At 32.2% G+C, this 26,969-nt stretch carries 28 protein-coding genes, 4 tRNA genes and 1 riboswitch; of the genes, 4 read left to right on the top strand and 28 right to left on the bottom strand.

Annotated elements, in window-relative coordinates:
* Positions 1–64: 64 nt before the first annotated feature.
* From BM077_RS14140 to BM077_RS07515, 12 genes are all read right to left on the bottom strand, one after another.
* Positions 65–1,147, bottom strand: a complete 1,083-nt coding sequence (locus BM077_RS14140) for a peptidylprolyl isomerase (RefSeq protein ID WP_089749154.1) — start codon at positions 1,145–1,147, stop codon at positions 65–67.
* Positions 1,148–1,273: 126 nt separating this feature from the next.
* A complete protein-coding gene (locus tag BM077_RS07565; protein WP_255361591.1) occupies positions 1,274–2,119 on the bottom strand; it encodes a PHP domain-containing protein in 846 nt (281 codons plus the stop codon).
* A gap of 132 nt (positions 2,120–2,251) precedes the next feature.
* Entirely contained in the window at positions 2,252–2,782 is a 531-nt protein-coding gene (locus tag BM077_RS07560) for a spore maturation protein (RefSeq protein ID WP_089749152.1), read from the bottom strand.
* Between the two features lie 12 nt (positions 2,783–2,794).
* Entirely contained in the window at positions 2,795–3,373 is a 579-nt protein-coding gene (locus BM077_RS07555; protein WP_089749150.1) for a nucleoside recognition domain-containing protein, read from the bottom strand.
* A gap of 113 nt (positions 3,374–3,486) precedes the next feature.
* Complete coding sequence (locus BM077_RS07550; protein ID WP_089749149.1) at positions 3,487–3,747, bottom strand: stage V sporulation protein S; 261 nt, start codon at positions 3,745–3,747, stop codon at positions 3,487–3,489.
* A 133-nt stretch (positions 3,748–3,880) separates the two neighbouring features.
* Entirely contained in the window at positions 3,881–4,660 is a 780-nt protein-coding gene (locus BM077_RS07545) for a TIGR00282 family metallophosphoesterase (RefSeq protein WP_089749147.1), read from the bottom strand.
* Positions 4,661–4,733: 73 nt separating this feature from the next.
* The gene (locus tag BM077_RS07540) at positions 4,734–5,270 is read right to left on the bottom strand and encodes a hypothetical protein (RefSeq protein WP_089749144.1); all 537 of its coding nucleotides are present in this window, start codon (positions 5,268–5,270) and stop codon (positions 4,734–4,736) included.
* Positions 5,271–5,477: 207 nt separating this feature from the next.
* Complete coding sequence (gene rny, locus BM077_RS07535; protein WP_089749142.1) at positions 5,478–7,013, bottom strand: ribonuclease Y; 1,536 nt, start codon at positions 7,011–7,013, stop codon at positions 5,478–5,480.
* A 110-nt stretch (positions 7,014–7,123) separates the two neighbouring features.
* Entirely contained in the window at positions 7,124–7,786 is a 663-nt protein-coding gene (locus tag BM077_RS07530) for a P-loop NTPase family protein (protein ID WP_089749140.1), read from the bottom strand.
* Positions 7,787–7,798: 12 nt separating this feature from the next.
* On the bottom strand, positions 7,799–8,053 hold the full coding sequence (locus tag BM077_RS07525) for a hypothetical protein (protein ID WP_089749138.1): 255 nt from the start codon (positions 8,051–8,053) through the stop codon (positions 7,799–7,801).
* On the bottom strand, positions 8,053–9,510 hold the full coding sequence (locus BM077_RS07520) for an AAA family ATPase (RefSeq protein ID WP_089749136.1): 1,458 nt from the start codon (positions 9,508–9,510) through the stop codon (positions 8,053–8,055). The genes BM077_RS07525 and BM077_RS07520 overlap by 1 nt, the downstream gene beginning before the upstream one ends.
* A gap of 22 nt (positions 9,511–9,532) precedes the next feature.
* Entirely contained in the window at positions 9,533–10,507 is a 975-nt protein-coding gene (locus BM077_RS07515) for a metallophosphoesterase family protein (RefSeq protein ID WP_089749134.1), read from the bottom strand.
* Positions 10,508–10,688: 181 nt separating this feature from the next.
* Positions 10,689–10,757, top strand: a riboswitch (Fluoride riboswitch).
* 79 nt (positions 10,758–10,836) lie between these two features.
* On the opposite strand from BM077_RS07515, the gene crcB reads away from it, so the two are divergent.
* On the top strand, positions 10,837–11,208 hold the full coding sequence (gene crcB, locus BM077_RS07510; protein WP_089749131.1) for a fluoride efflux transporter CrcB: 372 nt from the start codon (positions 10,837–10,839) through the stop codon (positions 11,206–11,208).
* A gap of 186 nt (positions 11,209–11,394) precedes the next feature.
* On the opposite strand, the gene recA is transcribed toward crcB, so the two are convergent.
* Entirely contained in the window at positions 11,395–12,450 is a 1,056-nt protein-coding gene (gene recA / locus BM077_RS07505) for a recombinase RecA (RefSeq protein WP_089749130.1), read from the bottom strand.
* A 490-nt stretch (positions 12,451–12,940) separates the two neighbouring features.
* Between recA and BM077_RS07500 the strand changes: the two genes are divergently transcribed.
* Positions 12,941–13,987, top strand: a complete 1,047-nt coding sequence (locus tag BM077_RS07500) for a peptidoglycan DD-metalloendopeptidase family protein (protein ID WP_089749127.1) — start codon at positions 12,941–12,943, stop codon at positions 13,985–13,987.
* 100 nt (positions 13,988–14,087) lie between these two features.
* On the opposite strand, the gene BM077_RS07495 is transcribed toward BM077_RS07500, so the two are convergent.
* Together BM077_RS07495 and BM077_RS07490 are read right to left on the bottom strand one after the other, a co-directional pair.
* Positions 14,088–15,479 carry a metallophosphoesterase family protein gene (locus tag BM077_RS07495; protein ID WP_089749125.1) on the bottom strand — a complete coding sequence of 464 codons (1,392 nt, stop codon included), beginning with the start codon at positions 15,477–15,479 and terminating at the stop codon, positions 14,088–14,090.
* Between the two features lie 38 nt (positions 15,480–15,517).
* On the bottom strand, positions 15,518–16,768 hold the full coding sequence (locus BM077_RS07490) for a competence/damage-inducible protein A (protein WP_089749124.1): 1,251 nt from the start codon (positions 16,766–16,768) through the stop codon (positions 15,518–15,520).
* 269 nt (positions 16,769–17,037) lie between these two features.
* Here BM077_RS07490 and BM077_RS07485 point away from each other — a divergent pair, with 269 nt between their 5' ends.
* Together BM077_RS07485 and BM077_RS07480 are read left to right on the top strand one after the other, a co-directional pair.
* Entirely contained in the window at positions 17,038–17,670 is a 633-nt protein-coding gene (locus BM077_RS07485; RefSeq protein WP_090003405.1) for a DUF3786 domain-containing protein, read from the top strand.
* A 222-nt stretch (positions 17,671–17,892) separates the two neighbouring features.
* A complete protein-coding gene (locus BM077_RS07480) occupies positions 17,893–19,119 on the top strand; it encodes a muramidase family protein (RefSeq protein ID WP_176941667.1) in 1,227 nt (408 codons plus the stop codon).
* A 78-nt stretch (positions 19,120–19,197) separates the two neighbouring features.
* Here BM077_RS07480 and BM077_RS07475 read toward each other — a convergent pair whose 3' ends face one another.
* The 13 genes from BM077_RS07475 to BM077_RS07415 all read right to left on the bottom strand — a co-directional run bounded on the left by BM077_RS07475 (position 19,198) and on the right by BM077_RS07415 (position 26,958).
* A complete protein-coding gene (locus tag BM077_RS07475; RefSeq protein WP_176941666.1) occupies positions 19,198–19,992 on the bottom strand; it encodes a YdcF family protein in 795 nt (264 codons plus the stop codon).
* 126 nt (positions 19,993–20,118) lie between these two features.
* Positions 20,119–20,721: a nitroreductase family protein gene (locus BM077_RS07470; protein ID WP_089749115.1), complete on the bottom strand. Its 603-nt coding sequence runs from the start codon at positions 20,719–20,721 to the stop codon at positions 20,119–20,121.
* Between the two features lie 511 nt (positions 20,722–21,232).
* Positions 21,233–21,787, bottom strand: a complete 555-nt coding sequence (gene yfcE / locus BM077_RS07465) for a phosphodiesterase (RefSeq protein ID WP_089749114.1) — start codon at positions 21,785–21,787, stop codon at positions 21,233–21,235.
* Positions 21,788–21,967: 180 nt separating this feature from the next.
* Positions 21,968–22,507, bottom strand: coding sequence for a tryptophan transporter (locus tag BM077_RS07460; RefSeq protein WP_255361594.1), 540 nt, complete (start codon positions 22,505–22,507; stop codon positions 21,968–21,970).
* Between the two features lie 84 nt (positions 22,508–22,591).
* On the bottom strand, positions 22,592–23,470 hold the full coding sequence (locus tag BM077_RS07455) for a selenium metabolism-associated LysR family transcriptional regulator (RefSeq protein WP_089749111.1): 879 nt from the start codon (positions 23,468–23,470) through the stop codon (positions 22,592–22,594).
* Positions 23,471–23,528: 58 nt separating this feature from the next.
* Positions 23,529–23,999: an HAD family hydrolase gene (locus tag BM077_RS07450; protein ID WP_089749108.1), complete on the bottom strand. Its 471-nt coding sequence runs from the start codon at positions 23,997–23,999 to the stop codon at positions 23,529–23,531.
* Between the two features lie 95 nt (positions 24,000–24,094).
* Positions 24,095–25,276 carry a tRNA pseudouridine(54/55) synthase Pus10 gene (locus tag BM077_RS07445; protein WP_176941665.1) on the bottom strand — a complete coding sequence of 394 codons (1,182 nt, stop codon included), beginning with the start codon at positions 25,274–25,276 and terminating at the stop codon, positions 24,095–24,097.
* A gap of 176 nt (positions 25,277–25,452) precedes the next feature.
* On the bottom strand, positions 25,453–25,872 hold the full coding sequence (locus BM077_RS07440; protein WP_089749104.1) for a hypothetical protein: 420 nt from the start codon (positions 25,870–25,872) through the stop codon (positions 25,453–25,455).
* Between the two features lie 206 nt (positions 25,873–26,078).
* Complete coding sequence (locus BM077_RS07435) at positions 26,079–26,441, bottom strand: response regulator (protein ID WP_090003404.1); 363 nt, start codon at positions 26,439–26,441, stop codon at positions 26,079–26,081.
* Positions 26,442–26,581: 140 nt separating this feature from the next.
* Positions 26,582–26,658, bottom strand: a tRNA-Pro gene (locus BM077_RS07430).
* 10 nt (positions 26,659–26,668) lie between these two features.
* A tRNA-Leu gene (locus tag BM077_RS07425) sits at positions 26,669–26,757 on the bottom strand.
* A gap of 9 nt (positions 26,758–26,766) precedes the next feature.
* Positions 26,767–26,843: transfer RNA gene (locus BM077_RS07420), tRNA-Gly, on the bottom strand.
* A gap of 38 nt (positions 26,844–26,881) precedes the next feature.
* Positions 26,882–26,958 (bottom strand) — tRNA-Met (locus BM077_RS07415).
* Positions 26,959–26,969 lie beyond the last annotated feature (11 nt).

Here is a 26,969-nt window from a genome sequence, read left to right as displayed (position 1 = left end):
AATCTCCTACTGGAAATTAGAGGCATTGATTTTAACCTGATAAACCTGATTACTCGTTTAAATCTTATTTTGTTGAGTCTTTCTTCTTCATATCTAATCCTGCATGTGGGTTGCTCTTTCCATTATTATTTCCCCCACCAGCATGTGGATTTGTCTTGCCTTTAGGAACTTTAATCTCAATCAATTCTTTGATATCACTTTCATTATATGATTTCTTCAAATAATCCTGTAATACTTTCTGTTTTTTACGACTAACGAATGAATCTTTAATCATACTCTTAACATCAGCAAATTTAAGCTTTTTACCTTCCTTCTTATCAGTTACTTTAATAATATGATAACCATATTTAGTCTTAACTGGATCACTTATTTCACCTGCTTTAAGATTAAAAGCTACTTTTTCAAAAGCAGGAACCATCTGACCTTTACTAAAGTATCCTAAATTACCACCTTTATTTTTACTTGGGCCTGTAGAATTTTCTTTAGCTAATTTAGCAAAATCAGCTCCAGAATCAAGCTTAGCTTTAATCTTTTCAGCTTTCTTCTTAGTATCTACTAAGATATGACTAGCTTTCACCTTAGCCGGCTGAACAAACTTTTCTTTATTCTTATTAAAGTAATCTTTTAACTCTTGGTCAGTCACTTTAATATCTTTAGTTAATTCATTTCCTAATTTTTTAACTATTAAATTCTTCTTAATATTATCTTTAACGTCTTCAAGTGTAATACCTGCTGCTTTAAGTTTCTTCTTAAGGTCTTCAGTCTTATACTGAGCCTTAATTTGATTCAATCTATCTTTAATATCTTTTTCAGTAACTTTTACACCTTTCTCAGTAGCTTTCTGCATTAAGATTTTTTCTTGAATCATTTGGTCTAATAATCTTTTCTTAATTGAAGCTAACATTCCAGCAGACTTTTTATTAGAAAAATCTAGCCCATATCGTTCCTTATATTGAGCTTTAATCTGCTGTAAATTCTTCTCAAACTTCGCTTTAGAAATTAATTCCCCATTTACTTTAGCTACTGCTTCACTCTCATCAATCTTTTTACTACTGCTCTTCGTAGAACTATTACAACCAACTACTAAAGTTGCTAATAATCCTAATGCTAGTAATACCGCAACTAACTTTTTCTTCTTTTTAATCATCTTATCTCTCCTTTGTAATTTAATTTAGTGCCCTTTACTATCCCTTAATATAATACCCTCTTTTATAGATTAAAAATTAATTAAGACTCTTACATAATTAATTTGTAACACCTAATTAATTACAAACTAACTACTCATAGAATTAAGACTAACTAAATCTAAAGTGCTCTCTTTCAATTTAAAGACCACTGAAGATGGTACATCAACGGTCCCAATTAAAGTCCTACCTTTATTCGGCCCATGACAGTCAGAACCTCCAGTTTTAATCAATTCGTACTCCTCAGCTAAAGCAGCGTAATGCTGCACATCATCTTCATCATGTTCAGAATGATAAACCTCTAAACCCTGCAAACCTGCATTAACTAATTCAGGTATTAAATAATCACGCTTAGCTAAAGCGGGATGAGCTAAAACTGGTACACCTCCTGCCCTTTTAACCAACTTAACCGCTTCTACTGGGGTCAACTTATATCTATTAATATAGGCTGGAGACCCTTTCCCAATATAACGGTCAAACGCCTGACTAATTTCTTTAACATAACCAGATTCTATTATAGCCTGAGCAATATGAACTCGTCCTAAGCTTCCTTCTCCTGCTAACTGACAGACACGCTTAAAAGTAATGTCAATCCCTAACTGATTTAATTTTTTTACCATTCTTTGTGCTCTATTATATCTGCTATTTCTTAATTTACTTAAAGTATCTGTTAACTTTAAATCATTGGTATTTATATAATAACCTAAAATATGCACTTCTGCATCAGATATATCAGTATTTAATTCGATTCCTGGAATTACTTCTAAATTTTTATCTACTGCCGCTAACTGTGCTTCTTCTATTCCTCCAATAGTATCATGGTCTGTGATAGCAATTGTCTTAAGACCTAGCTCAACTGCCTTATCTACTACTTTAGTAGGAGTAAAACTACCATCAGAAGCAGTAGTGTGTAAATGTAAGTCAACATTCATCATTATAGTCTCCACCTTCACTTTGCTACATTTTTCACACCCATATACTATTATAAAGATTATTAGCTAAAATATCAAATTTATTTTTAAACTTGTCCAATATAATTTCTTATCTAATATGAAATTATTTGAAATTTAGAATACCATTCTTGTAATATAAATAGCTGCTAAAAACCCTACTAAATCTGCTATTAAACCAGCTACAATCGCATATCTAGTATTTCTAATTCCAACTGCTCCAAAATAAACAGCTACTATGTAAAAAGTAGTCTCTGTGCTTCCTTGAAGTGTAGAAGCTAAACGACCAATAAACGAATCTGGTCCATATTGCTGGATTAATTCAGTTACTATACCTAATGAACCGGTCCCTGAAAGTGGTCTAACTAAACCTAAAGGAACAATCTCTTTAGGAATCCCAAAAAACTGTAATACAGGCTGTAATATATTTAATAAGATATCTAAAGCCCCCGATGCCCTAAAGATACTGATTGCCATTAACATTGCTATCAAATAAGGAATTATCTTAACCACTGTAGTAACTCCCTCTACAGCGCCTTCAGTAAATACCTCATAAACCTTAACCTGCTTGAAATAAGCATAAGCAACAATAGTTAAAACTATTACCGGAATCGCCCATTCAGATAAATACTTTAAATATAAAGCCATCTCTCTGCCTCCTTAAGACCAAATTTTTCGCAAAATTCTATCTGCTATTATTCCGGCAATAGTAGAACAAGTAGTAGCAAAAAGAGTAGTACCTATAATCTCCATTGGAGCACTAGAACCAGCAGCAGAACGTAGGCTAATAATCGTTGCTGGAATTAATGTCACACTAGAAGTATTTATTACTAGAAAGGTACACATTGAATTTGTAGCCCTTTGGGAGTCAGGATTTAAAGTTTGTAATTTCTGCATGGCATTAATCCCTAGTGGCGTAGCAGAATTTCCTAGACCTAATATATTTGCACTTATATTTAACATAATTGCGCCTAATGCTGGATGATTGGGGGGGATTTCTGGGAATAAACGTGTAGTTATTGGTCTAATAACCCGAGATATTAAGTCGGTAAAATTTGATTCTTCAGCTAACTTCATAATACCCAACCATAATGACATTGGACCTATTAACTTAATTAGAATCATAGCTCCATCTTCAGCTGACTTTAAGACTGCTTCTGAAACCTGGTCCATATTTCCGGTAAACATTCCCGTTATAACTCCAATTAAAATTAATCCAAACCAAATATGATTTATCATCTTTACTTCTCCTCCTTAATTAATCATATGCTAAGAATGAGAAGTTATATGCACCTAAAAGACCTACCTATTCAACATTTGAATAGGTAGGCAAAAGTTTAAATTTATTAAATTTACCGCGGCTCCACAATTAACTTAATAGCTGTTCGCTCCTCACCATCAATCTCAATATCAGTAAAGGCTGGAATACAGATTAGATCCATACCACTCGGTGCTACAAAGCCTCTGGCAATTGCTACTGCCTTAATTCCTTGATTAATTGCTCCTGCTCCTATAGCTTGGAGTTCAGCACCTCCCCTTTCTCTTAAAACCCCAGCTAATGCACCAGCTACTGAATTTGGACTGGAACTAGATGATACCTTTAGTACTTCCATGTTAATTAAATACCTCCTCTTTTTGTTAAAAATACCTTTGCTTTACTATAATATTATTTAGACACCTAGAAAAAAATTCCTTCTTTTTTAAAAAAATTTCAGACTTTTCTAACTAAAGAGGAAGCAGCTTAATTTAATTATAATGTTCTCGTCTAATCCTAGTAATAGAATTAGCTAATTTATTCTTCAAATCCAACTCAATAATTGCACCACAAAGTTGAGTATCTCCGGTAGCTGCTGAAAATCGTTGAGGAAGTTTTGTGACCATCTTCTTTAATACATCCTCTTCTTTCATTCCTAAAATTGATTCTATCCCACCAGTTAAGCCTAAATCGGTTATATATGCTGTCCCACTAGTTAACACTCTTTCATCGGCTGTCTGGACATGGGTATGAGTCCCAAAAACCGCTGCTACCTGTCCATCAAAATATCTACCTAAGCCTACTTTTTCTGAGGTGGCTTCAGCATGGAAATCGACCAAAATTAAATCTGCTTCTATCTCATCTAATAACTCTTCTAAACTCCGGAATGGACAATCAACACCATCTAAAAAAATTCTCCCTAGTAGATTAATTACAGCTATTGTACCCCCAGACTCTAACTTATAAATTCCATATCCTCTTCCAGGCGTTCCAGGAGGATAATTATAAGGCCGAATTAACCTCTGATCATCATCAATAAAATTGAAGATCTCTTTGTTATCCCAAGTATGGTTCCCCATTGTCAAAACATCAACACCATAATCATAAAGTTCCTGTGCTACTTTTTCCGTAAGTCCAAATCCACCAGCAGCATTTTCACCGTTAGCTATTATAAAATCAATCTCTTCTTCCTGTTTAATATTAGGTAATAGTTCTCTAACGGCTCTTCTTCCTGCCCTTCCAACTATATCTCCAATCACTAAGACCTTCATTCTAATTCTCCTTCCTAACTACACTTAGATACAAAAGCTATCTATTAAGGATTTTGTATAATTAATTATAGATTTAGCTAACAGATTTAATTGCTTTATCAAATACTAGAACTTTATCACCATCTCTAAAACCAGTTAGTGACTGCTGCATTCTTTTATGGTCCAATTTTATTAAGAGACTATTGATAGTCTCTTCTTGTTCTGTTAAAGCATCTTCTGGTAATGGTTCAATACTTTCAACTAATAAGTCATTACTAAATTCAGACTGAAAAAATTGAATAAAAAAAGAAAGTTTATCTTTAGTTAAACTTAATAAGCTAGTAATCACCTTAACCTTAGTTAAAACTTCATAATCATCAAAGTCAACCTTAAGATGACTTGGTTCTATTTTTGCCAACCGATTAAACAGTTCCAAACTCTTCTTTAATTTAGTTGTAAACTGTTCAATCCGATTCTTTTCTAATTTAGAATCAACTAAGAAAGTAAATGATAATTCCTTATTTTCTGGATCAATATTAACTTTATTAATCTGTGGATATCTAATTAAAATTGAAATAATTAATTCCATGCTCTCGGATTGATTGCTATATTTTTTAGCTACAGGCTCCATTTTATTTTTCACCATCCCTAAAAATTTTATAAATAAAAACCTACACTTCTTATCCTAATTAATCTTTAACTCTCTATTAAATCATTATCTTCTAGATTAATTCATTGAAATCCTGCCTATTCAATAAAGTTAAATATTACAAATAGAAAAAACGCCCTAATCTAATAGATTAGAGCGTTCAAAAATAACTAACTTATAAATTGTATATTATTTTGCATAATCAACTGCTCTGGTCTCTCTAATGACTGTCACTTTAATCTGGCCTGGATATTCTAGCTCATCCTCAATCTGCTGAGAAACATCATAAGCTAATTTAGCAGATTTATTATCAGAAACGTGATCTGGATGAACCATAATTCTCACTTCACGCCCTGCTTGAATAGCATAAGCATTTTCTACTCCATTGAATGAATCAGCAATCTTTTCTAAGCTTTCAAGACGTTTAATGTATGATTCTAATGTCTCACGTCTTGCTCCAGGTCTAGCAGCAGATACTGCATCAGCAGCCGCCACTAATACAGCTTCTACTGATTCTGCTTCTATATCACCATGGTGAGCAGCAATAGCATGAATTATCTTGTCTGATTCACCATATTTTTTAGCCAAGTCAGCCCCAATCTTAACATGAGGTCCTTCAACATCATGATCAACTGCTTTTCCTAAGTCATGCAAAAGACCTGCTCGCTTAGCTAAGTTAACATCCACTCCTAATTCAGAAGCCATAACACCAGCTAAGTGAGATACTTCAATTGAGTGTTGCAATACATTTTGACCATAGCTTGTCCGATATTTAAGCCTACCTAATAACTTAATAATTTCACTATCTAGCCCATGTACTCCTGTATCAAAAGTAGCTTGTTCACCTACTTCATAGATTCTTGAATCTATCTCTTCTTCTGCTTTCTCAACCATTTCTTCTATACGAGCCGGATGGATTCTTCCGTCAACTATTAACTTTTCTAAAGCTATTCGTGCAATTTCACGACGAATCGGATCAAAACCAGAAAGAATTACTGCCTCTGGAGTATCATCAATAATTAAATCAATACCTGTTAAATTCTCTAAAGCTCTAATATTACGCCCTTCTCTTCCAATAATACGTCCTTTCATCTCATCGCTAGGTAATGAAACAACAGAAACCGTCGTCTCAGCTACATGATCAGCTGCACATCTTTGAATCGCAGTAGATACAATCTCTCTAGCTCGTTTATCAGCTTCTTCACGAGCTTGACTTTCTACCTCCTTAATCATTCTTGCTGACTCATGTTCGACTTCATCTTCTATTCTCTTTAATAAGATATCTTTTGCCTCTTCAGTAGTTAAACCTGATAACTTCTCTAACCGCTGAACATGCTTTTGATGTAACTCATCAATCTCTTCTTTCTTTTCTTCGACTTTCTTTGCTTTCTGCTTTAAAACTTTTTCTTTTCTTTCAACATTATCCATTTTCGATTCTAAAGTTTCTTCTTTCTTAACTAGCCTTCCCTCTAAACGTTGTAGCTCATTACGGCGTTCACGACATTCATTTTCTACTTCTTCTTTTATCTCGTGAGCCTTCTCTTTAGCTTCTAAGAGTACTTCTCTTTTCTTAGAATCTGCTTCACGATGTGCATCATCTATAATTTTTTCTGCACGTTTTTCAGCAGATTCAATCTTGCCTTCAGCAATATGGCGTCTAATTAGATAACCTACACCTGCGCCAACTACTAAAGCAACTATTACTAGAATTAATGTTTGCACCATAAATATAAATTCACCTCCATATTAAATTGTACTTATTTTCTATCAAAAAACATAAATTTTTTATGCTGAGAGGACGCTCTTTTTCATTGTATACTTTTCCAAAAGGTATGTCAAGCTTGAAAATCAGTTGTTACATTACTAACCCCTTCTTCTGCTTTTACCCGAAATGCTTTATCCCCTATTTCACTAAGATGGTTCTCATGAGTAACTATAATTACTTGGCGAGAAAAAATTTGGTTAATATGCTTCAAAAACTGAGCTACATTAACAATATAATCTGCACTAACATGTTTAGCTGGCTCATCCAACACCAAAGGACCAGCCACTTTAGGATTATACGATTCCAAGATTGCCACCCTTAATGCCAAAGAAACTACGTCCACTACCCCTCCCCCTCTTGCAGTCTGAGGTTTATTCTTTAACCTACGGTCACCATAATCAGAAACTACATAAAATTCAACATGAGGACGACCTCTCTTTTCTTCAATCTCTATTTCAAAACTAAATTCTGGACCAAATACGAATTGTAATGCTTTAGTAACTAAGCTCACTATCTGTTGCTTAGCCTGCTCTCTAGCATATTCTGAAGCTTCTTTTAGTAAAATTCTTGTCTGCTCAAATATATCTATATCATCTTTAAGCTCTTTAATCTCTTTCTCTCGCTCCTCTTTATCAGTTAATAATCGATTCCGCTCACCTTTACGAATATTGTATTCTTCTTTCTGTTTAATTAAGTTCCTATCTAACTTGCTTATTACATTATTAACTTGCATCTAATTCCTCCCTTATTCATTAAGAATATCATGAGGAAGCAATTCATTAGCTTCACTAATTAATTTTTGTAACTTATCTTCTAAGTTCTTAATTTCCTCTTCTAACTCTTCAGGTTTTACTCCACACGATTCTAATTCTTCCAATAATCGCTTTCGTTTCTTCTTTAATTCATCCATTCTAGCTTCAAATTTATATTGTTTTGTCTTAGCAGCATCTAAGTTATCCTTTAACTCTTTAATCTCTTTCGCAAAGTCTTTATCTGTCATTATTTACCCCTCCCTAATTGATAATTATCAATTATTCGTTCTAACACTCCCTCTTCAATTTGGCTAAAGCAGAGCGGACACCTCTTTAATTCTTTGAGCTTATTTTCATATCTATTTAAGTTCTTATTTAAATCTCGCTTCACTGTCTCAATATACTCTCTACCTTTATTGATACTCTGTTTATTAGCCATATAGTCCTCTTTAATTTGTTTTAAATCTCTTAATCTATCTTTAATCTGTTTCATCTGCTGAATTAAGTTCTGCACTCTATCTGTATTATTTAATTTCTTTAAAACTTTTTCCTTCTCATTTAATTCAGTGATTAATACCTTCCACTCTTGTTGTATATTCTTAAGCTGTAAATATTTCTTATTATACTTACTAAATTCACTTAATGACTTTTCAATCTTATCTAAATTCGTTGTCTCTTTAAGTTTGGATTGAGTAGTTATTATTTCTTCTTTAACCTCATTAAAGCTTTGCTTTAATTTGTTTAAAGTCTTTCGTCTTTCAGCTACACTATCTATCTTTTGATAATAGCTCCCTACTTTGTCTAAATTGCTTAATCTATTTAGCGTTTGGTCTAATTTCTCTATATTAGCATTGGTTTTTTGCCAATCATTCCATAACCTCTTTAAAATAAGAAGTTTTTCTTTCTTTTTACTCATTTTTTTAAGGAGTCGTTCCATCTTTTCTAATTGATTTAATTCCTTTAATACCTCTTTTAAATAAACTCTCTCTTTTTCAACCTCTTCCCATCCTCTTTGTAGATTATAATATTTATTTAATCTATTGTTAACCTCTTTTAGCTGACCTAAAAGTTTCTCTTTCTTATTTATTTCTTTCTTTAAGGCTGGTAAGTCTTGATATTCTTTTAACTGTTCATCAATTCGTTCTATCTCGGATAATTCTTGTTTCTTCTTTCTCTTAGCCCGTGTTAGATCAATAGCCACATCTTTAATAGCAGCATCAATAATATGTACTCCTGTTAATTGACCAATAACTTTTGCTTTAGTAGAACCACTGTCATTCAGCAAAAAGGGACCAACCAACTGATAATCTAAATTTAAAGTCGTCTCCATATCATCATCTATAGTTACTTTCGGCATCTGATGAACTTCTGTTACATCTTTTGGAACTTTAGTTCCAAATCCACTATAGATTTCCTTCTCCCCTGTAGGATCAATTACTACATATCTATTTTCTCTATTAGACCGTTCTCTAATAACTCGATATCCATTTGCTAATAATATACCTACACGACACTGATTAGTACCTACCTGAATAAATTCATCGCCTAATGGCTCATTATATAAAACCCATCTTAAAGCTCTAATAATAGCTGATTTTCCGGTATCAGAGGGCCCTGTAATTACATTCAATCCATCACTTAATTCAATAATAGTCTGATTATGGGATTGAAAGTTTTCAATAGTAATCTCCTTAATTATCTGCATAACGTTCACCTCAACTCTCTATCTAAACTAATCGCTCTTCTGCCTTCTCCAAGCGTCTTCTTGCTTCATCTTTTATTGCTTTATCTAAATCTTTATTATTAGCTAGTTCATTCAAAATATCGTTTAAACCTAAAGAATTGAATGAACCAGCACTCTTTATCTCCTGTACAAAACCAGCTAGTTTTTTTTGTCGATACTCGTTTAACTCTATCTGACTCCGGTCTAACACTTGCTCTCCGGCTTCAGCAACTTTTAATTTATACAATGAAATATCTATATCTTCTTCTAAACTAATAATAGCCACTTGCGGCTTTCTTTTTAACTCACTAGCATAAGCGCCGATTCTAACTAAGCTCCCAGGATTTAAACAGTATTTATCTTCAGACAGCCTTTTGACTCCAAAGCCAGTATGATAATGTCCGGTAATTGTGATATCAGCTTCCGTGTCTTTTATATCGTCTAGCAATGTATAATCTAAGTCTACTGGAAAAGGACGTGGCAGCAACATACCATGAACTATATTAATAGCATAATCAACATCAGTGCGTTTCTTAATTAAATAATCGCTTACACGATTAGATTTATCTAAATCATAATGATATGATGAACCATTTAACTGAACTTTTACCCCTTTCAACTCTATTATCTCCTCATCATCAGGAACTAGAATATTGATAATACCTGAAGCATTGAGCAAACCTAACATTGTTCGTGATAATGTACTAGGGTTATGACCATAAAGATCATGATTGCCAGCAATAGTATAAATAGGCACCTTAAAGTCACGTAATATATGAATAAAATCACCAACTACTGAAGGAGCAGTATCAGGACGGTCAAAAAGGTCGCCTCCATGTAAAACAAAATCTATCTCTTTTTTCTCAATAACATCTTTAACTTCTATTAATTTCTTTTTTAGCATAGTAGGAAATTCATCTAAACGATTACGAGGGGTAGTCCCGCGAATATGAGTATCAGTTAAGACTAAAATTTTCAACTATATATTCCTCCTTCTTATATTTCCTATTTGATTCTAATTCTCGAAACAACTAATTAATCCCTCTATGCAGATAATTTAATTAAATCTCTTGCATAATTATTAATAATAAATACCTTTAATTTAATTCTTAATTTCATATTGAATATTATTATACATATGATATAATACATACAACAAATCAATAAAAGGTGATGGAGCTCACCAGTAAACGCTCAAATAAATATGAGATAATGGCTCCTATCTGTTACTAAGTCTAGTAGTGGATAGGAGTCTTTATATTTAATAATCCCATAAATTTATTAAAAGGTAGGGGAGGTGAAGACATAATGTTAAAGTTATTTTACATAGGATTAGGAGGTTTTTTCGGTGCTATAAGCCGTTATACGATTTCTAAATGGATGGCCCAATGGAATAGTACTTTCCCTTATGGTACTTTTACAGTGAATATATTAGGATCATTTTTATTAGGTTTTTTGATGACCATCTTTTTTGAAAAAACAACCATCTCCCCCTATCTCCGAGTAGCAATTACAACAGGATTTTTAGGTGCTTTAACAACATTTTCTACTTTCGCCTACGAAACAATGTCACTCTTTGAAGATAAAGAAATTCTTTTAGCTAATATAAATATTTTTAGTAATCTAATTATCGGTTTAATATTTGTATTAGCCGGGATATTTTTAGGAAGAACTGTTTAGAAAATTATTTAAAAGAACTATCTTTAATCATTGAAGTAGTAGACAAAGCAGAAAAAATTGAAGTGATTATCCCTGAAGTTAAAAAATGGTTACTAATGAAAAAATAAATGGTACAACCACAAATATTTTTTCAGTCTTCACCAAAATTAAAAAGGGTTGATATAATCATACCAACCCTTTCTAAGTCTATTCTTCATCTTTTTCTATAGCTTCAGTTTTTTCATCTCCATCAACTTCTACTTCATCTTCATTGACCAAGCCGGCTTTTATTTTTACTTTCTTTTCTATTTCAGCCAATAATTCTGGATTCTCCTCTAAAGCTTGTTTAGAGTTTTCTCTCCCTTGTCCTAAAGTCATATCATCACCATAGGAATACCATGCCCCAGAACGTTGAATAATATCGTAATCCACTGCTACATCTACAATACAACCTACTTTAGAAATACCTTCTCCATACATAATATCGACTTCTGCCTTCTTAAACGGCGGTGCTACCTTATTCTTAACTACTTTTATCTTTGTCTTATTTCCTATCATTTCGTCGCCATCTTTAATGGCCTTCCTTCTTCTAATATCTATCCGAACTGATGAATAAAACTTAAGAGCTCGTCCACCTGGAGTAGTTTCTGGATTACCAAACATAACTCCAACTTTTTCACGAATCTGATTAATAAATACACAAGTTGCTTTCGATTTACTAATACTTCCTGATAACTTTCTCATAGCCTGTGACATCAAACGAGCTTGTAAACCCACATGGGCATCCCCCATCTCACCTTCAATTTCAGCCTCAGGTACTAATGCCGCTACTGAATCGACAACAATAATATCTACAGCTCCACTCCTTACTAAAGCCTCACAAATCTCTAATGCTTCCTCCCCAGTATTAGGTTGAGAAATTAATAATTCATCAGTATTTACACCTAAATCTTTAGAATACTTAGGATCTAAAGCATGTTCAGCATCAATAAACGCCGCTACTCCTCCCATCTTTTGTGCTTCAGCAATTACATGTAACGCCAGTGTCGTCTTACCAGAAGATTCCGGTCCAAATATTTCTATTATTCTTCCTCGAGGAATACCACCTACACCTAAAGCAATATCTAATGATAAAGCTCCTGTTGGGATCGTTTCCACATCTAATGCTTTAGCTTCACCTAACCGCATAATAGAACCTTTACCATACTCCTTTTCAATCTGTTTTAAAGTTCTTTCCAAAGCTTTCTTCTTTTCATCACTCACCCTTATCAACTCCTTAAATTTAAGATCTTAAAACCAATAGATTACTTTTGATTACTAAATTTTAAAATTATTTCTTAATTTATTTCTTCATGTCTAAAAAATAATGTAATATAAAAACATCTACAACATGTATATTATAGAACAAATGTTCTTTAATTACAATTGCTAAAATCAATCAATTCAGAGCAATAACCACAATTAAAGGTGATTAAAGCTATTTAAATAACTTTAACATAACTTTACTACTCTTAACAACCTTCTTAAACTTCAAACTTGGTTAGAATCTATTTACTACTTTTCCTATTATTTATTTCATTAGAATATGTTATTTCCCCTTGTTCTTATCATAATTCTTGACACTAATTAACCCTAATTATATAATAATTAATAGTGATTATAAAAAGCTAACTCTTACATGCCTTTATTATAATACTCTCTAATATTTAGAATACTATAGTTAAATTAATTATTGTAATTAGGAGTGAAGATAATGAAAAAACATACAATCAGTATATTCTTAATTATTATTGTTCTTCTTAGTGGATATAACCTTTATTTCAAAGAAAATAAAGTAGAATCTATTAATAATCAAATGTCAGCTACAACCCAACAGAAAAAGAAAGTAGTCGTCAAAGAACAAATTCAACCTACTATAAATAATAGAATTAAATCAAAACCCAATAATAACTTAAATCAACAATCTATTCCAAAGCCTAATAATAAGTCCCAAGAAAACTCCAAATTATTTAATCAAAATAAGGATATAGAAACCACAAAACACAAAATTACTAAACCAACAAAAGAGCCATCATTAGTAGATAAAATTCACGAACATACTGTCCAATACGGTGAAAATCTTTTTTCAATCGCTAAAAAGTATAATATCAATATAGATACTATTTTAGGTGCTAATGATATAACAAATATGAATAGAATTAAACCAGGAATGAAAATTAAAATTCTACCAGTTAAAGGCATCTTATATAAGATTAATCCAGGAGATAGCTTATGGGAACTTACCCAACGTTTTGATATTAGTTTAGATAGAATCACCAAAGCTAACAATATTAGAGATCCTGGACAAGTACAATTAGGTGATTTAATAATCCTTCCTGGGGCTAAACCTGAATTTGGTTATCAAGATAGACTGAAAAAACAATTTATTGCTCCTATTCATACTCCAATTTCATCTTATTTTGGTTATAGAGTTCACCCTATTTCTGGCAAACGAACATTACACGAGGGAATCGATTATGCTGTTAATGTTGGTACTACAGTTAGAGCAGCCAGAGGTGGTAAGATTGTATATAGTGGCTGGGCTAGAGGTTATGGTAAAACAGTAATTATAGAACATCAGCGCGGGTTGAGAACATTATATGCTCATAATTCAAAACTCCTTGTTTACAGTGGAGAGAATGTATATCGAGGAGAGCCTATCGCTAAATCTGGTAACACTGGTAGAAGTACTGGACCACATCTTCATTTTGAAATACAGGTCAATAGTAGACCAGTTAATCCTCTTAATTATTTAAAGTAAATTAATAACTAAAGATATTTATACATTAAAAGCCGGCGATACCGGCTTTTAAAAATTATATCTTATACTCCCATTATAAACTCTAAGATTTAGAAAATTTCTAATTAGAAATTAATTGTTCTTCTTTACTAATCCCTTTTCTTTTTAAAATAAAACTACTCTCACGACTATAAATTGTAATCGTATCAATAGCTTTTAATTGAATTCCATCTTTATTATTAAAATGTAATAAATTTAACGTATAAGGTATTCCATTTTCACTTTGTAACCCCCTAATTCCAGCAGCACCTGTTGTTCCAGCATCTGCAATAACTGTCCTCTTTTCTTCTCTAATCTTAAATTCATGGTCATGACCATGTAATAAGACTGGAACTTTTCCTACTACTGGCGTAGCAATCAAAATATTATGAATCACTACCAAGTCTGGTGCTGTTGCTAACTTGCCTAATAATTCTTTTAAACCATCTTGATATTCTTTAATCATATCTACTTTTGGTGGCTTAATATTCTTAGTAATTGAAGCAGGGTCAGCAAGCCCAGTAACTGTTAAACCTTTAACTTTTACTGTCCCGGCCTCTAATACAATTACATTATCAAAGCTCTTCATCTTCTCTATAATAATTGGTGAATCATGATTACCAGGGACAAAAAGATAAGGAATCTTTAAATTGTCAATCCTCTCTAATAACTTAGCTTCTAGTGGAGTTCCATAGTCACTTATATCACCTGAATCAATGATTAAATCGACATCAAAACTATTAATTGCTTTTTCAACAATATCTAAAGCTACAGGATTATTGTGAATATCACTAACGTGTAATACTTTTATCTGTCCACTGACTTCTCTTAAAGTCTTTAAAGCCTCTACCTCAGTAAAGAGATTAGAAATATTAGTCGTTATCTTCGCCATCTCTTTCCCTAACTGATCAATATTATTTAATCCTTCCTCTATTAAACCGATCATCCAAGGTGCTGCAGATAACATTCCTTTATAATTTGGATCATCAAACCTATCAAGATTATAAGTAGAATAAGTACCTGCAAAGAGAATTACTAATAAAATTAAACCAATCAATCCACCAACTAATAGATATTTGAATTCTCTTCTACCTAACATAAAAACTCCAACTACGCCCCCCATAAAAGCAATTAAGAGTGTGCGTAAGATAAAGAATTGTAGTATATCTCTTCCTCTTCGTTCGATGACATTTATAAATTCTTCTTTATCTTCAATCTGTTTTACTAAACTCCTTAGTCGGTCAGGATTTACATTTAAAACAGTAGCTTTTAAATTCAAAGGATAAGAATGAGTATTAGCCACTACCTTGCCTATTGGTGGAAAATTTACCTGTGTAAAATTATTGCCAGAAATCTGCACAGCTAATTCTACTTCAAAAGCACTTAGTTTATAGACCGTACCACTCATTAAGTTAACCGCAACTACTGCCCCTAAAATTGCAATAAAAAATATAATAATTATTTCATTCTTCATTTTTTATACCACCTAGAGTTATAATTATTCTTTCTTTATTATAACTCTAAAGCACCCTCTAAATACCTTCTTAATTTATCTAATACATATTGCGATGTAAGATATTTAATCTGTTGGCGATTTCCATGAAACTTAAATCTGAAGGCTTTAGTACCTTCTGAAGTTGCTAAACCCATATAAACTAACCCTACTGGCTTTTCTTTACTCCCGCCTCCAGGACCAGCAATACCGGTTACTGATACACCCAAATCTGTACTAGCTAATTCTTTAACTCCTTTTGCCATCTTTAAAGCTACCTTTTTACTGACCGCTCCCTCTTCTTTTAATGTCTTTTCTTTAACCCGCAATAAATCTTTCTTAGCTTGGTTACTGTAAGTTACAACTCCCCTCTCAAAATAAGAAGAGCTCCCAGGAATATCAGTTATTCTATCTCCAATTAATCCTCCTGTACAAGACTCCGCTACAGCTAAAGTTAATTTCTCGTTCTTTAAATAATTCCCTATCACTTCTTCTAAGGTTTCATCATTAACCCCAAAAATATTAACTCCCAGACGGCTTCTTAATTTAGCTTCTGCCTCTTTAATCAACTGATCTGCTAATTCTTCATCTTTTGATTTAGCTGTGATACGCAGATGAACCTCTGCCTTACCAGCTAAAAGAGCAATCGTTGGATTAGTCTGTTCATCCAAGATATCTTTAATTTCAGTTTCCAATGATGACTCTCCATAGCCACACACTTTTAAAACTTTTGATTTAATTAATTGATTACTTCCTAATTTCTTCTTCAAATATGGAATTACTGTCTTGCTCATCATCTTCTTCATCTCTTCTGGAACGCCTGGCATAGAAATGATAGTATTATTATCTTTCTCTAAAATTATTCCTGCCGCTGTCCCTTGTTCATTGATAATTGGTTCTGCTCCTGCTGGCAAATAAGCTTGAGTAAGATTATTTTCAGTCATCTCTCTTCCTAAATCTTTAAAAAAACCCTCAATTCTCTCTACTAGATCCTGATCTTTAATCAATTCCACTTTCATTACATCAGCCACTACCTCTCTAGTTAAATCATCATCAGTAGGACCTAAACCGCCAGTAGTTAATACTATATCAGACCTTTCCAAGCTCATCTTTAAACTTTTATATAACCTCTCCTTATTGTCACCAACTGTATTTCTATGGTATAAATCAATCCCTAATTCAGCTAGCTTCTCTGCAATATAAGCAGCATTAGTATCGATAATTTGACCCAATAATAATTCGGTTCCAATAGAAACTATTTCAGCGCGCATGTTACTTCCTCCCCATTAAAATTATGTATCTATTACTATATATTTATAATACCATAAATAATAGTGCTTTAACAGTTCAGTTTTTATATTTTACATTTCAAAAATTTCATAATTACTTGTTAACGCCCAAAAATTCCTTGTTAATTATACTCAAAATCTAATTATGAAATGCACTTAATTAAATTTTTAATGTAATTGATTATCTATCAGTGAACTGATATAATTAATCAAAAGATTCTAAATTATCTTAATTAAAGGAGTTGATATTGATGTCTTTATCAGAACATGAAGATGTTATCGCTTATAAACCCGCTATTAAAAAAGCTCAAAGACGTTTAGAAAGAACTGGAATTGAAGATATAATAGATAAAACTGGATTAGAATTTATAGAAGAAGAAAATAAATTTGTTATCCCAAGTCTAAATCAAAAGTATTACGTAGACTACCCAACTGGAGAAATGAGTAGTTCAAATCCAGAAATTCCAGTAGCCATTGGAATGAAGATAGTAACCTTACATTTTTTAACTCGGGGTAATAATTGGGAACCAAACGGCGAATTAATTTCTTATAAAGAACTCCCCGGTGGTAATGTTTACAGTGATGCTTTCCAAAGAGAAGCAATTAAACCAATTATCAATAATTTATGCCAACACCCAAATAAATTAAAAAAAGCAGCAAAAAAACTAGGAGCTCAATTTATAGATAAAGGCGATTTAGGTTTCACTATTGAAACTTTACCTACTATTCCATTAACTTATATCATCTGGTTTAGTGATGAAGAATTAAATGGAGGAGCTAATATTCTTTTTGATTCATCAGTAATAACTAAATTACATACAGAAGACGTAGCTTTTTTAGGACAATATACCACTAGCTTACTGATTAAATTAGTTAGCAATTAATTCTTTGCTTCATCTCATATTTTTCTTGATTACTTTGGCATTTCTTCTTTCTTAATAATTTTATTTATAAGGGTATTTCACTATCTGAATAAGCCTAAATCAAATATTTAGGAGACTAATAGATGGATATTATTGTTTCAAAAGTAAACAATTTGTTATTGTCTACTTTTAAAGTTTATGTTACCCTTATATAGGTTAGAAAAAGAAAGGAGAATAAAAATTATGAAGAAAAATTTAATCATCTTAGTAATATTAGCAGTTATAGTAAGTATTCCCGTCACTCAAGCAGATGCCAATCAAACAAAGACTAGTAAAGTTTATCATGTAAAGAGGGGAGACACTTTAGTAAAAATTTCTCGTAATATTGGTATTCCAGTCAAAGTTATAGTTAATCAAAATGATATTAATAATCCATCCAATATTTATGTAGGTCAAAAATTAGTAATTACTATTGATGTTAGTTATGAAAAAGACAACAGTAATAATAATAAAAAAATATTTAGCTATTATACAGTCAAATCAGGAGATATTCTATGGAATATCGCACAAAAGTATAATACAACCGTAAAAAGATTAGTTAAGTTAAATGATATTAAAGATGCTAATGATATGTATGTTGGGCGTCAATTATTAGTGCCTACAAATAATAGCGAGAAGACTAATGATAATTATCGCTATTATACTGTTCAAAAAGGAGATATTTTATGGAATATTGCCCAGAAGTATAATACAACAGTTGCTAAATTAGTTGAATTAAATAATATTCAAGATGCCTATGATGTATATCCTGGACGTCAATTAATTCTTCCTATAAATACTAACGAAGATAACGATAATCAAGAATCAACTAATTATTCATACCCTTTGTATTACTTCTACAAAGTGCAAAAAGGTGAGAACCTAAATAAAGTAGCTAACAAATTTGGAATTAGTCCTCAATTGTTAGTAAGATTAAATAAAATTTCTAATTCAGTTGATCTTAAAGTAGGTAATACAGTCATAATTCCATTAAATAGATCTCAAAGATTTAACTTCTCTTATCTTAAAAACGCTAGTCAAAGACTAGATAACTATTATCGAGTTAAGAGAAATGAATTATTACCAGATATTGAAACATCTTTTAATCTAAATGAAGATGCCTTAAGAATAATTAACAACTTAGATGCGACTGAAAAAGTAGCTACTGGACAGAAATTATTAATGCCAATTAGTCCAGCATTATTCAATAAGCATAAACTTTATACTGTAAAAGCAAATGGAGAGTATATCTTCGATATTGCTTTTAATCACAGTGTGACTATCGATTCTATCCTTAAAGCAAATTATTTTAAAAATGGTAATACTAAATTAAAAAGTGGAACGACTATTATTATTCCATTAACTGAAGATAGTATAACTGAATGGGTAGAATATGAAAATGGCAAACCTAAAGATTCATTATTAGGTTAAATTTTAACTATATCAAAAGACCATGCAGTTTAATCTATCTGTATGGTCTTTCTGTTATATATTCTACCTTTAATTTAATCACTTTAAATAATACCACACTAACCCTACCCACTCATGTAGAGCGCTTAATGAATTTCGCAAAGAAATTCGATTAGGCAAAAAATCTAATAAACTAAGTTCTTTATCTAATATATAATCTGTCGGTACAGCAATTAATGATAAATTCCCATTCTCCTGAAATGAATAGATAGCCCGATTCATATGTACAGCACTAGTTACAAGAATTATTTCTTCATATTCTAACTTTTCTAAAAGCTCAGTAGTGTTAACAGCATTTTGCCATGTATTCTTCGACTGGCTTTCAGTAATAATTTTCTCTTGATTTACTCCCCAATCCAACAATACATTTTCCATAATATCTGCCCCAGAAGTAGCATCTGCACCAGGAACGATACCACCGCTGACTACTATATCTAATCCAGTCTTCTGCTGCAATTGCCAACCAGCGTATAAGCGCTTCAAAGTTGTCTTCCCTATTTCACTGCCTAATGGAGTTCCTCTAACTACTCCCCCGCCTAATACTACAATTATACTTTTATCATTAATCTTTCTCTTGACTTCAGTATAAGTTCGAGGAGGGAAACTATTTTCTAAAGGACTAACTAAAATAAATTCACCTACATAAGAACTCAAAATATATATCACTAAGAATAATACTATTAACCCACTATAAACATAATTCATTTTATAATTACGTGACCTATATCGATTCCTATGTTCCCATAAAAATAACAATATCCCCCCAATTAAAACTAGAAATAACCCTGGAGGCAGTAAGATTCTAGACAGTAACTTTACAATAAATAGCTTCATCAATTTCCCACCTTTTATAATTTCTATGCTCATTTACTTATTCTATTTAACAAGTGATTTTTCCTTGCGAAATTGATGTTTTTTATAATAATTTATAATTTAAAATCTTACTACTGTACCAACTAACTATATTCTATCAAAAACTATTTCATCTAAAGACAAACGAGGTCTTTGCTGCGGTACTTCTTCTGGATACCCTATTGGTAACAAAGTCATAACTTCTAAATTATCCTTCAATTCCAACAGCTCACTAACTTTCTTCTTATTAAACATCATAATCCAACAGCTCCCTAAGCCTAAGCTTGTAGCCTGTAAGACCATATTTTCAATTGCAATAGCACAATTTAACTGCAGGTAAGTCTTAATTTCTGCCTCATCCATCTTTCTACCTTTATATTTTGAAGCATCCATCTTTTCTAGCTGTGTTCCTTTGAAAGCCCCTGATTTATGTAATTCTACAATTCTTCTCTTCCTCTTTTGAATTGAAGTCTTATCAATACAACAAGCTATCACTACTGGCGCCTCAACAACAAAATCAAGCGTGCAGTCTTTTAATTCATCTCTCATCTTTTGCGATTCAATAACAACAAAACGCCAAGGTTGAATATTAGTTCCTGAAGGTGCTAATCTTGCTGCTTCTAAAATTTGATTAACCTCTTCTTGACTTACTTTCTCATCTTTAAAACCCCTAATACTCCGTCTCTTTTTAATTGCTTCTTTAACTTTCATTCTATCTACCTCCTAATATTATTAATGAAATAAAGGAATACTAACATTAATCAAGAAATTATAATATATAAATATAGTATAAGAAACTAATCTTATTATCTAAAGAAAGGTGAGGTCTATGTCAAAAGAAATTAAGATTACACAAAGTGCTAAAGAACTTCTAGCCAAAAAGGCAAGTGTAAAAGAGATTACTATTAAGACTTTAAAAGTAGGTGGCGGCTGATGCGGTACGACTTATAAACCTACCGTGAATGTAGGTAAGCCAGATATTATGTCTAATTATCAGTCTCATGCTATTGATGGTTATAACATACACATCCATAATTCATTACGATTACAACTAAAAGATAAACCAATAATTATAGGGACTAGCGGCTTCCTTTGGTTTAAATCTTTATCTCTACAAGGAATCTCTCCTTACACCGCTTAACTTTAAAGCCACTAATCTAGTGGCTTTTTTACCTCTCTAAGGCCACCTTGTTATTATATTCACTACTTATAAAGAGTAATCTTATTTTAATTCCAATTCATCTATTAATTCCTTATTACCTAAATCTATAATTTCAATTTTGTTATCTTCTATTGCAGCTATAGTTGGTTGAGCTGGTTCCTGCTTTGGTAAAGAAGTACTACCGGGGTTTAATAGGATAACTCCGTCTCTCTCCTTAATTAGTGGTATATGTGTATGACCAAAAACTAAAACATCAGCTCCAAATCTCTTTGCAAACTCAACTCTTTCTTTCTCAGTTTCATGTTGGTAACCATGATAGATAACTATCCTTAAATCATTATCAACCACCACTGAGTATTCTGATAAAGCATAAGGCAGAACCCAATCATCCACTAAAGCATCTACATTTCCTTTTACTGCTACCAAATCACCATCAAACTCATTTAAAGCTTTTACTAATCCTGCTGTATCATATCCTGATGGTAATGGATTTCTTGCTCCGTGATACAGTATATCACCAGCATGCAAAATAATATCTGTGTCCTTTAAATATTCAGTTGCTTCTTCCCAAGCTGATAAACTACCGTGAGTATCGCTCATCACTCCTATCTTCATTGAGTACCACTCCTTCTTTCACTTTTTTAATATTACTTATTTTGCTCTTAAATCATAGTTAATTATCCATATCTTTTACATAAAGTCATATAAGAACAAAATCAATATACCTATTCCACTTGTCGTTCATTCCGCCTGAAATTAAGTATAGTCACTCTATGTAGATGAAAAAACAGCCTATTAACTAGGCTGCTCTGTTGACATACTATTTATTTCTGTACTCCCAACCATTCTCTTAACTCTAACAATAATTGGATACAATATATAAAGAAATACTATGTTCATTAATGTCGTTGGAATAACTACTGAAAGGAATAACCCTTTAAATGGACCTGGTAAACCAACAAATATTAACGCACTTAATAGAAATAAAGTTCCGCTAATAAGTGTACCTATTGCCGCTACAATCCCTGATTCTAATTTTTCATTCACATTAGCTTTCCTAATTAAGCTAACTAAAAGGAAAACTGCAATAGCCGTTAATGGTTTATCGATTATATTAGCAACCTGACCACCAGGAAAAGTAGTAGTAAAAGCAGAGATAATCCCCGTTACTACTCCGGCAACTAAAGTTAATTTAAAATCTTTATACAACATAACCACCACAAACAACATCACTAAACTTAAATCTGGCCTCATACCCATCACAATTGGAGGCATAATACTATGCAAGACAAAACCAATAGCCAACATTAAACCTGCTTCTACAAATTTTCTCATCTTCACTTTTCTCATCTCTCCTTTTCTAATCTATTCTAGTCTAAATATATTTTATCATAAAATTATAAAAAGTAAAGCTATATCTTAAAAAATTCCGATAAACTCTTTAATCAGTAATTCTTCTGCTCGCTCACGGCGATATGCTAAATATATCTTACGATTAATTATCATGTCTTCAACTTTAATTCTTTCGACTCGATTGTTAACTACTGCTTTCTTAGCTGCTAATTCAGAAACAAAGGAAATTCCTAAACCAACCTCAACTGCAGAAATAATTGCCTCAGTACTACCTAATCTTACTATAATATTTAGATTTTTTTTACTTAAACCTCTTTCTTTCAAACCATCTAACATAGCCTTTCTTGTCCCTGACCCTTCTTCTCTAATCAAAATTCTTTCTTTCACTAAGTCATTAGTAGTCACTCTTTCATTCTTAAGTAAACCATGATCTTTAGGTACAATTAAAGTCAGGTTGTCTTCAGCTACTGTCCTAAACTCTAACTCTTTTTTTGTAGGCTTAGAACCTACTACTGCAACATCTACCTTCCTGTTATCTAATTTATCAACAATCTCCTTACTATCATCTACTTCCATTAACACCTCAACTTCAGGAAGCTTTTTACAAAAGTCACTTAGTAAGTTTGGTAAAAGATATTCTGACGGAATAGTACTAGCCCCTATAACTATTTGTCCATAGGCTTCTCCTTTTACTTCTTTAACCTCTAATTTAGTCTGTTCCCAATTATCTAATATCTGTTTTGCTCTATGATATACTACCTTTCCAGCTGGAGTTAATTTTATTTCTCCTCCTTCACGAATAACTAAATCAGTATTAAAAGTCTCTTCTAAAGATTTAATCTGCATACTAACTGCTGGTTGTGTTAAATCTAATTCATCAGCTACTACAGAAAAACTTCCTTTCTCTATTAACTTAACTAACATCTTCAACGTCTTTAACTTCATATAATTAGCCTCCAATCCCACTTTCTTTTCTTGTATTTAGGCTTTTAATTCTTTATTACTATCTTCGTAACGAAGCAATAATTCGTGTAGGATTTAATAAGATATCTAAGACTTCATTGATATCTTTTATTACTAAATCAGATTTTAATAAACTTCTAGTAGCTGCCCCTTCAGGTCCAATAATTAAAATTCCTAAACGTGCTTCTTCTAACATTAAAGCATCATTACTACCATTACCAACTGCAATCACACTATTACTGCCTAACTCTTTAATAAATTTCTTTTTAAACTCAGTTCCTTTAACAGAATCAACAATAGTAACTTCAACATCCACATCGCTAAATTCTTCTTTTACTGTTCCAAAAGTATCAGCAGTCAAAACATAAACCTTAAAATCTACTGCTAATTTATTTAACTTAGCTTTAACTCTCTCTATTGGAATCCCATCACAAGCCAAGGTCCCATTATAATCAAAGACTAGCTTATCTACCTCTAAAGAAATAAAATTAGGAATATCACAATCTAACAACCAGTTCTCCTCCTTCACTATTCTATTACTTAACTTAATTACTATATTTGAACAAAATGTCGATAAAATCCTTCATAGCTAGTTTAAATAACTTCTTACTTCTCTATGTCAAGTACATCTAGACGCTTACATTTTGCCTCACAACCAAGTATTTGACTCACACTTGGCCTTGTTCGTCCCTCGTCTCCAGAGATTAATTCTTTAATATAAGCCCCTGCTTCTGCTTTAATAGTAAGGTCAATCTTTTTAGAAGTAAGTTTATCATAATCTATTTTATAAATCTCTCTTTTTCTAGTCAGTTTAGCTCGTTTATGACTAACTCGCTGAGGAGTATCTTGCTTAATAGTTCCTACTATTTGCTTTAATTTTTTAAAATCTTTTTCTTCAATACCTTTTGAAAGTACTGCTAGAGCACGATAGATCTTATTAGCTCTCTTTCCTTTAAGTTCTTTTTTCTTATCTTTAACGGTAAAATCGAGATTAAAAATCTCAACTTTATCCTGAATCATATTAACTTGTTTTTGTAATTTTTTAAGAGCGATACTTCTCTTTTTAGGCGCTACTAACTCTAAAACAAATTCTCGCTTGCCAAAACATCTTACATCAATATCTTCTCTTCCCGCACCATGAAATTTACCTTCTTTAGCTTTAGATGCTTCAACAAAAGGAGCCTGGACTATTTCTTGTATTGATTCTGAATATTGATTCTTATATCGCCATTCAGTCTGTGGTAAATTACGCGAATATTTATTATATTGACCGTAAATAAATACTGAACTAATCTGTAATTCTACTTTATCCTTAGTTAAATCAACCAATACTGTAATATCAGGATTATTAAACTCAACTGTAACATCTAATCTTTTTAACACTCTCTTTCCTAATAATCGATTAAACTCAGTCTTAATTGGTTCTATATATTGATCGCCACATACTTCCCAAATCTCTTTTTCTTTATCTTTTATATTCTGGGGAAAACGAGTGCCAATTAAGAGATTATTAAATTCATAATTAGTTAAAGCAGCAATTACCATCTTTTCGTACTTATCTAGTTTATTAAAAAAACCTCTGCAGAGAAAACAATCATCTTTAGGAGATATATCTTGCGGAATATTTTCTTGAGAAAAAATATTTTTATGTATCTCCTTACTCTCTTTAAGAATTGCGCCTCGTTCATAGTTTTGCAGTCCATATCCTAAACGAGCAAACTGTCTACCTAAACAGCGGTCACAAAGACCTAACTTCTTTAATTTATCAAATCTTTTTTGAAGGTCCACTCTTATCACCTCAAATAAATTTTTATATCTTTCTGTAAAAAAGAAAAATATCAATAATAGTCTTAATTATAAACAAAATTACTATTCATTTTTAAATATTACTAATTACCAAAGACCTCTACTTTATAAAGTAGAGGTCTTAATATTAAATAAAAAACTAATCTCTCACTAATTTGTTATTCATCTTCATTTACTTGACCCATATACCTTTCATAAATCTCATTTAAAATCTGATTACGAAGATCATGTTCAGCAATAAATTTATTTCCATCTTCCTGTTCAGATTCATCCGTAATCAATAACAATCCCTCTAATTCTTCACAATAACTACTATAATCTAATAAAAATTGAGTAGAATACTTTAACAAAACTAAATCTTGAATTTCTTTTTGAAAATTAATAAAAGCCTGCCTTAATTGATCAAGTTCATATTTAGCCATTTCAATAGCCGCTTCTTTCATTTCTTTATCTAACTTTTGTTTAGGTTGAGTATAGTCTTCTATTGGGTTAAATTCATCCCCCTCCTCATGCAAGTTAGTTTCACCAAATAACTGCTCCATAATCTGTTGAAATCTCTTTTCTTCTTCTGAATTCATTGATAATTCCTCCTTACCAAAGGAAGTAAATTTAATAATATATATATAAGTATAATAGAAAGATTAATTAATAATAACCTTCTTTATACATATTCGTGATAAAAAGCCAAAACCCTCTTAGAATGTAAGTTCTTTAGACGATTATTACTATTTTAAATATAAAAGGATAGAGAATATTCTCTACCCTTTTATATTATATTAAATTTTTACCCTAAAGTTGACTTTAATGTTTGTTTTACCTTTTCCGGTTGAATTGGCTTAACAATAAAATCTTTAGCTCCGGCATCTAAAGCATCTAAAACCATAGGCTTTTGTCCCATTGCACTACACATAATAATTTTAGCGTTCGGGTCAAAATTAATAATCTCCTTAGTTGCTTCAATGCCATCCATATCTGGCATAGTAATATCCATAGTTACTACATCTGGATTAAGTTCTTTATATAGTTCAATAGCCTGCTTTCCATTTTCTCCTTCGCCAACTACCTCATATCCATTATCTTCAATTAATTGTTTCAACATAGTACGCATGAATTGCGCATCATCAACAATCAAAATTCTTTTACTCATCTATTATGCCCCCCATATCATATATGTACTGACTATATATCATTATACATTAAAAAAAAGAAAAAGTGAAGTCAAAATATGTAATAATATATCTATATATTAAAAAACTTTCCCTCTTAATCCTAGAAGGAAAGCAAAAATGGTCGGAGCGAAAGGATTTGAACCTTCGACCCCCTGGTCCCAAACCAGGTGCGCTACCAAACTGCGCCACGCTCCGATAGTATTAATGGTGCCGGGGGTGGGACTCGAACCCACACGGGCACTAAGGCCCATCGGATTTTAAGTCCGATGCGTCTGCCAATTCCGCCACCCCGGCATATTAAAATGGAGCGGGAAACCGGACTCGAACCGGCGACACCCAGCTTGGAAGGCTGGTGCTCTAGCCAACTGAGCTATTCCCGCATATGATTTATAAATTATCCTATATTTCAATTTTAAATTGGTTGCGGGGACTGGATTCGAACCAGTGGCCTCCGGGTTATGAGCCCGACGAGCTACCGGACTGCTCTACCCCGCGTTATTAAGATA

It is taken from the genome of Candidatus Frackibacter sp. WG13 (assembly GCF_900114655.1).
Taxonomy (GTDB): domain Bacteria; phylum Bacillota; class Halanaerobiia; order Halobacteroidales; family Acetohalobiaceae; genus Frackibacter.
This window is presented reverse-complemented; position numbering and strand designations above follow the sequence as displayed.

What these genes read in the sequence shown, in the direction of transcription:
- BM077_RS14140 (WP_089749154.1), bottom strand. Translation starts at nt 1,147, where the DNA reads ATGATTAAAAAGAAGAAAAAGTTAGTTGCGGTATTACTAGCATTAGGA.
- BM077_RS07565 (WP_255361591.1), bottom strand. Translation starts at nt 2,119, where the DNA reads ATGATGAATGTTGACTTACATTTACACACTACTGCTTCTGATGGTAGT.
- BM077_RS07560 (WP_089749152.1), bottom strand. Translation starts at nt 2,782, where the DNA reads ATGGCTTTATATTTAAAGTATTTATCTGAATGGGCGATTCCGGTAATA.
- BM077_RS07555 (WP_089749150.1), bottom strand. Translation starts at nt 3,373, where the DNA reads ATGATAAATCATATTTGGTTTGGATTAATTTTAATTGGAGTTATAACG.
- BM077_RS07550 (WP_089749149.1), bottom strand. Translation starts at nt 3,747, where the DNA reads ATGGAAGTACTAAAGGTATCATCTAGTTCCAGTCCAAATTCAGTAGCT.
- BM077_RS07545 (WP_089749147.1), bottom strand. Translation starts at nt 4,660, where the DNA reads ATGAAGGTCTTAGTGATTGGAGATATAGTTGGAAGGGCAGGAAGAAGA.
- BM077_RS07540 (WP_089749144.1), bottom strand. Translation starts at nt 5,270, where the DNA reads ATGGAGCCTGTAGCTAAAAAATATAGCAATCAATCCGAGAGCATGGAA.
- rny (WP_089749142.1), bottom strand. Translation starts at nt 7,013, where the DNA reads ATGGTGCAAACATTAATTCTAGTAATAGTTGCTTTAGTAGTTGGCGCA.
- BM077_RS07530 (WP_089749140.1), bottom strand. Translation starts at nt 7,786, where the DNA reads ATGCAAGTTAATAATGTAATAAGCAAGTTAGATAGGAACTTAATTAAA.
- BM077_RS07525 (WP_089749138.1), bottom strand. Translation starts at nt 8,053, where the DNA reads ATGACAGATAAAGACTTTGCGAAAGAGATTAAAGAGTTAAAGGATAAC.
- BM077_RS07520 (WP_089749136.1), bottom strand. Translation starts at nt 9,510, where the DNA reads ATGCAGATAATTAAGGAGATTACTATTGAAAACTTTCAATCCCATAAT.
- crcB (WP_089749131.1), top strand. Translation starts at nt 10,837, where the DNA reads ATGTTAAAGTTATTTTACATAGGATTAGGAGGTTTTTTCGGTGCTATA.
- BM077_RS07500 (WP_089749127.1), top strand. Translation starts at nt 12,941, where the DNA reads ATGAAAAAACATACAATCAGTATATTCTTAATTATTATTGTTCTTCTT.
- BM077_RS07495 (WP_089749125.1), bottom strand. Translation starts at nt 15,479, where the DNA reads ATGAAGAATGAAATAATTATTATATTTTTTATTGCAATTTTAGGGGCA.
- BM077_RS07490 (WP_089749124.1), bottom strand. Translation starts at nt 16,768, where the DNA reads ATGCGCGCTGAAATAGTTTCTATTGGAACCGAATTATTATTGGGTCAA.
- BM077_RS07485 (WP_090003405.1), top strand. Translation starts at nt 17,038, where the DNA reads ATGTCTTTATCAGAACATGAAGATGTTATCGCTTATAAACCCGCTATT.
- BM077_RS07480 (WP_176941667.1), top strand. Translation starts at nt 17,893, where the DNA reads ATGAAGAAAAATTTAATCATCTTAGTAATATTAGCAGTTATAGTAAGT.
- BM077_RS07475 (WP_176941666.1), bottom strand. Translation starts at nt 19,992, where the DNA reads ATGAAGCTATTTATTGTAAAGTTACTGTCTAGAATCTTACTGCCTCCA.
- BM077_RS07470 (WP_089749115.1), bottom strand. Translation starts at nt 20,721, where the DNA reads ATGAAAGTTAAAGAAGCAATTAAAAAGAGACGGAGTATTAGGGGTTTT.
- yfcE (WP_089749114.1), bottom strand. Translation starts at nt 21,787, where the DNA reads ATGAAGATAGGAGTGATGAGCGATACTCACGGTAGTTTATCAGCTTGG.
- BM077_RS07460 (WP_255361594.1), bottom strand. Translation starts at nt 22,507, where the DNA reads ATGAGAAAATTTGTAGAAGCAGGTTTAATGTTGGCTATTGGTTTTGTC.
- BM077_RS07455 (WP_089749111.1), bottom strand. Translation starts at nt 23,470, where the DNA reads ATGAAGTTAAAGACGTTGAAGATGTTAGTTAAGTTAATAGAGAAAGGA.
- BM077_RS07440 (WP_089749104.1), bottom strand. Translation starts at nt 25,872, where the DNA reads ATGAATTCAGAAGAAGAAAAGAGATTTCAACAGATTATGGAGCAGTTA.
- BM077_RS07435 (WP_090003404.1), bottom strand. Translation starts at nt 26,441, where the DNA reads ATGAGTAAAAGAATTTTGATTGTTGATGATGCGCAATTCATGCGTACT.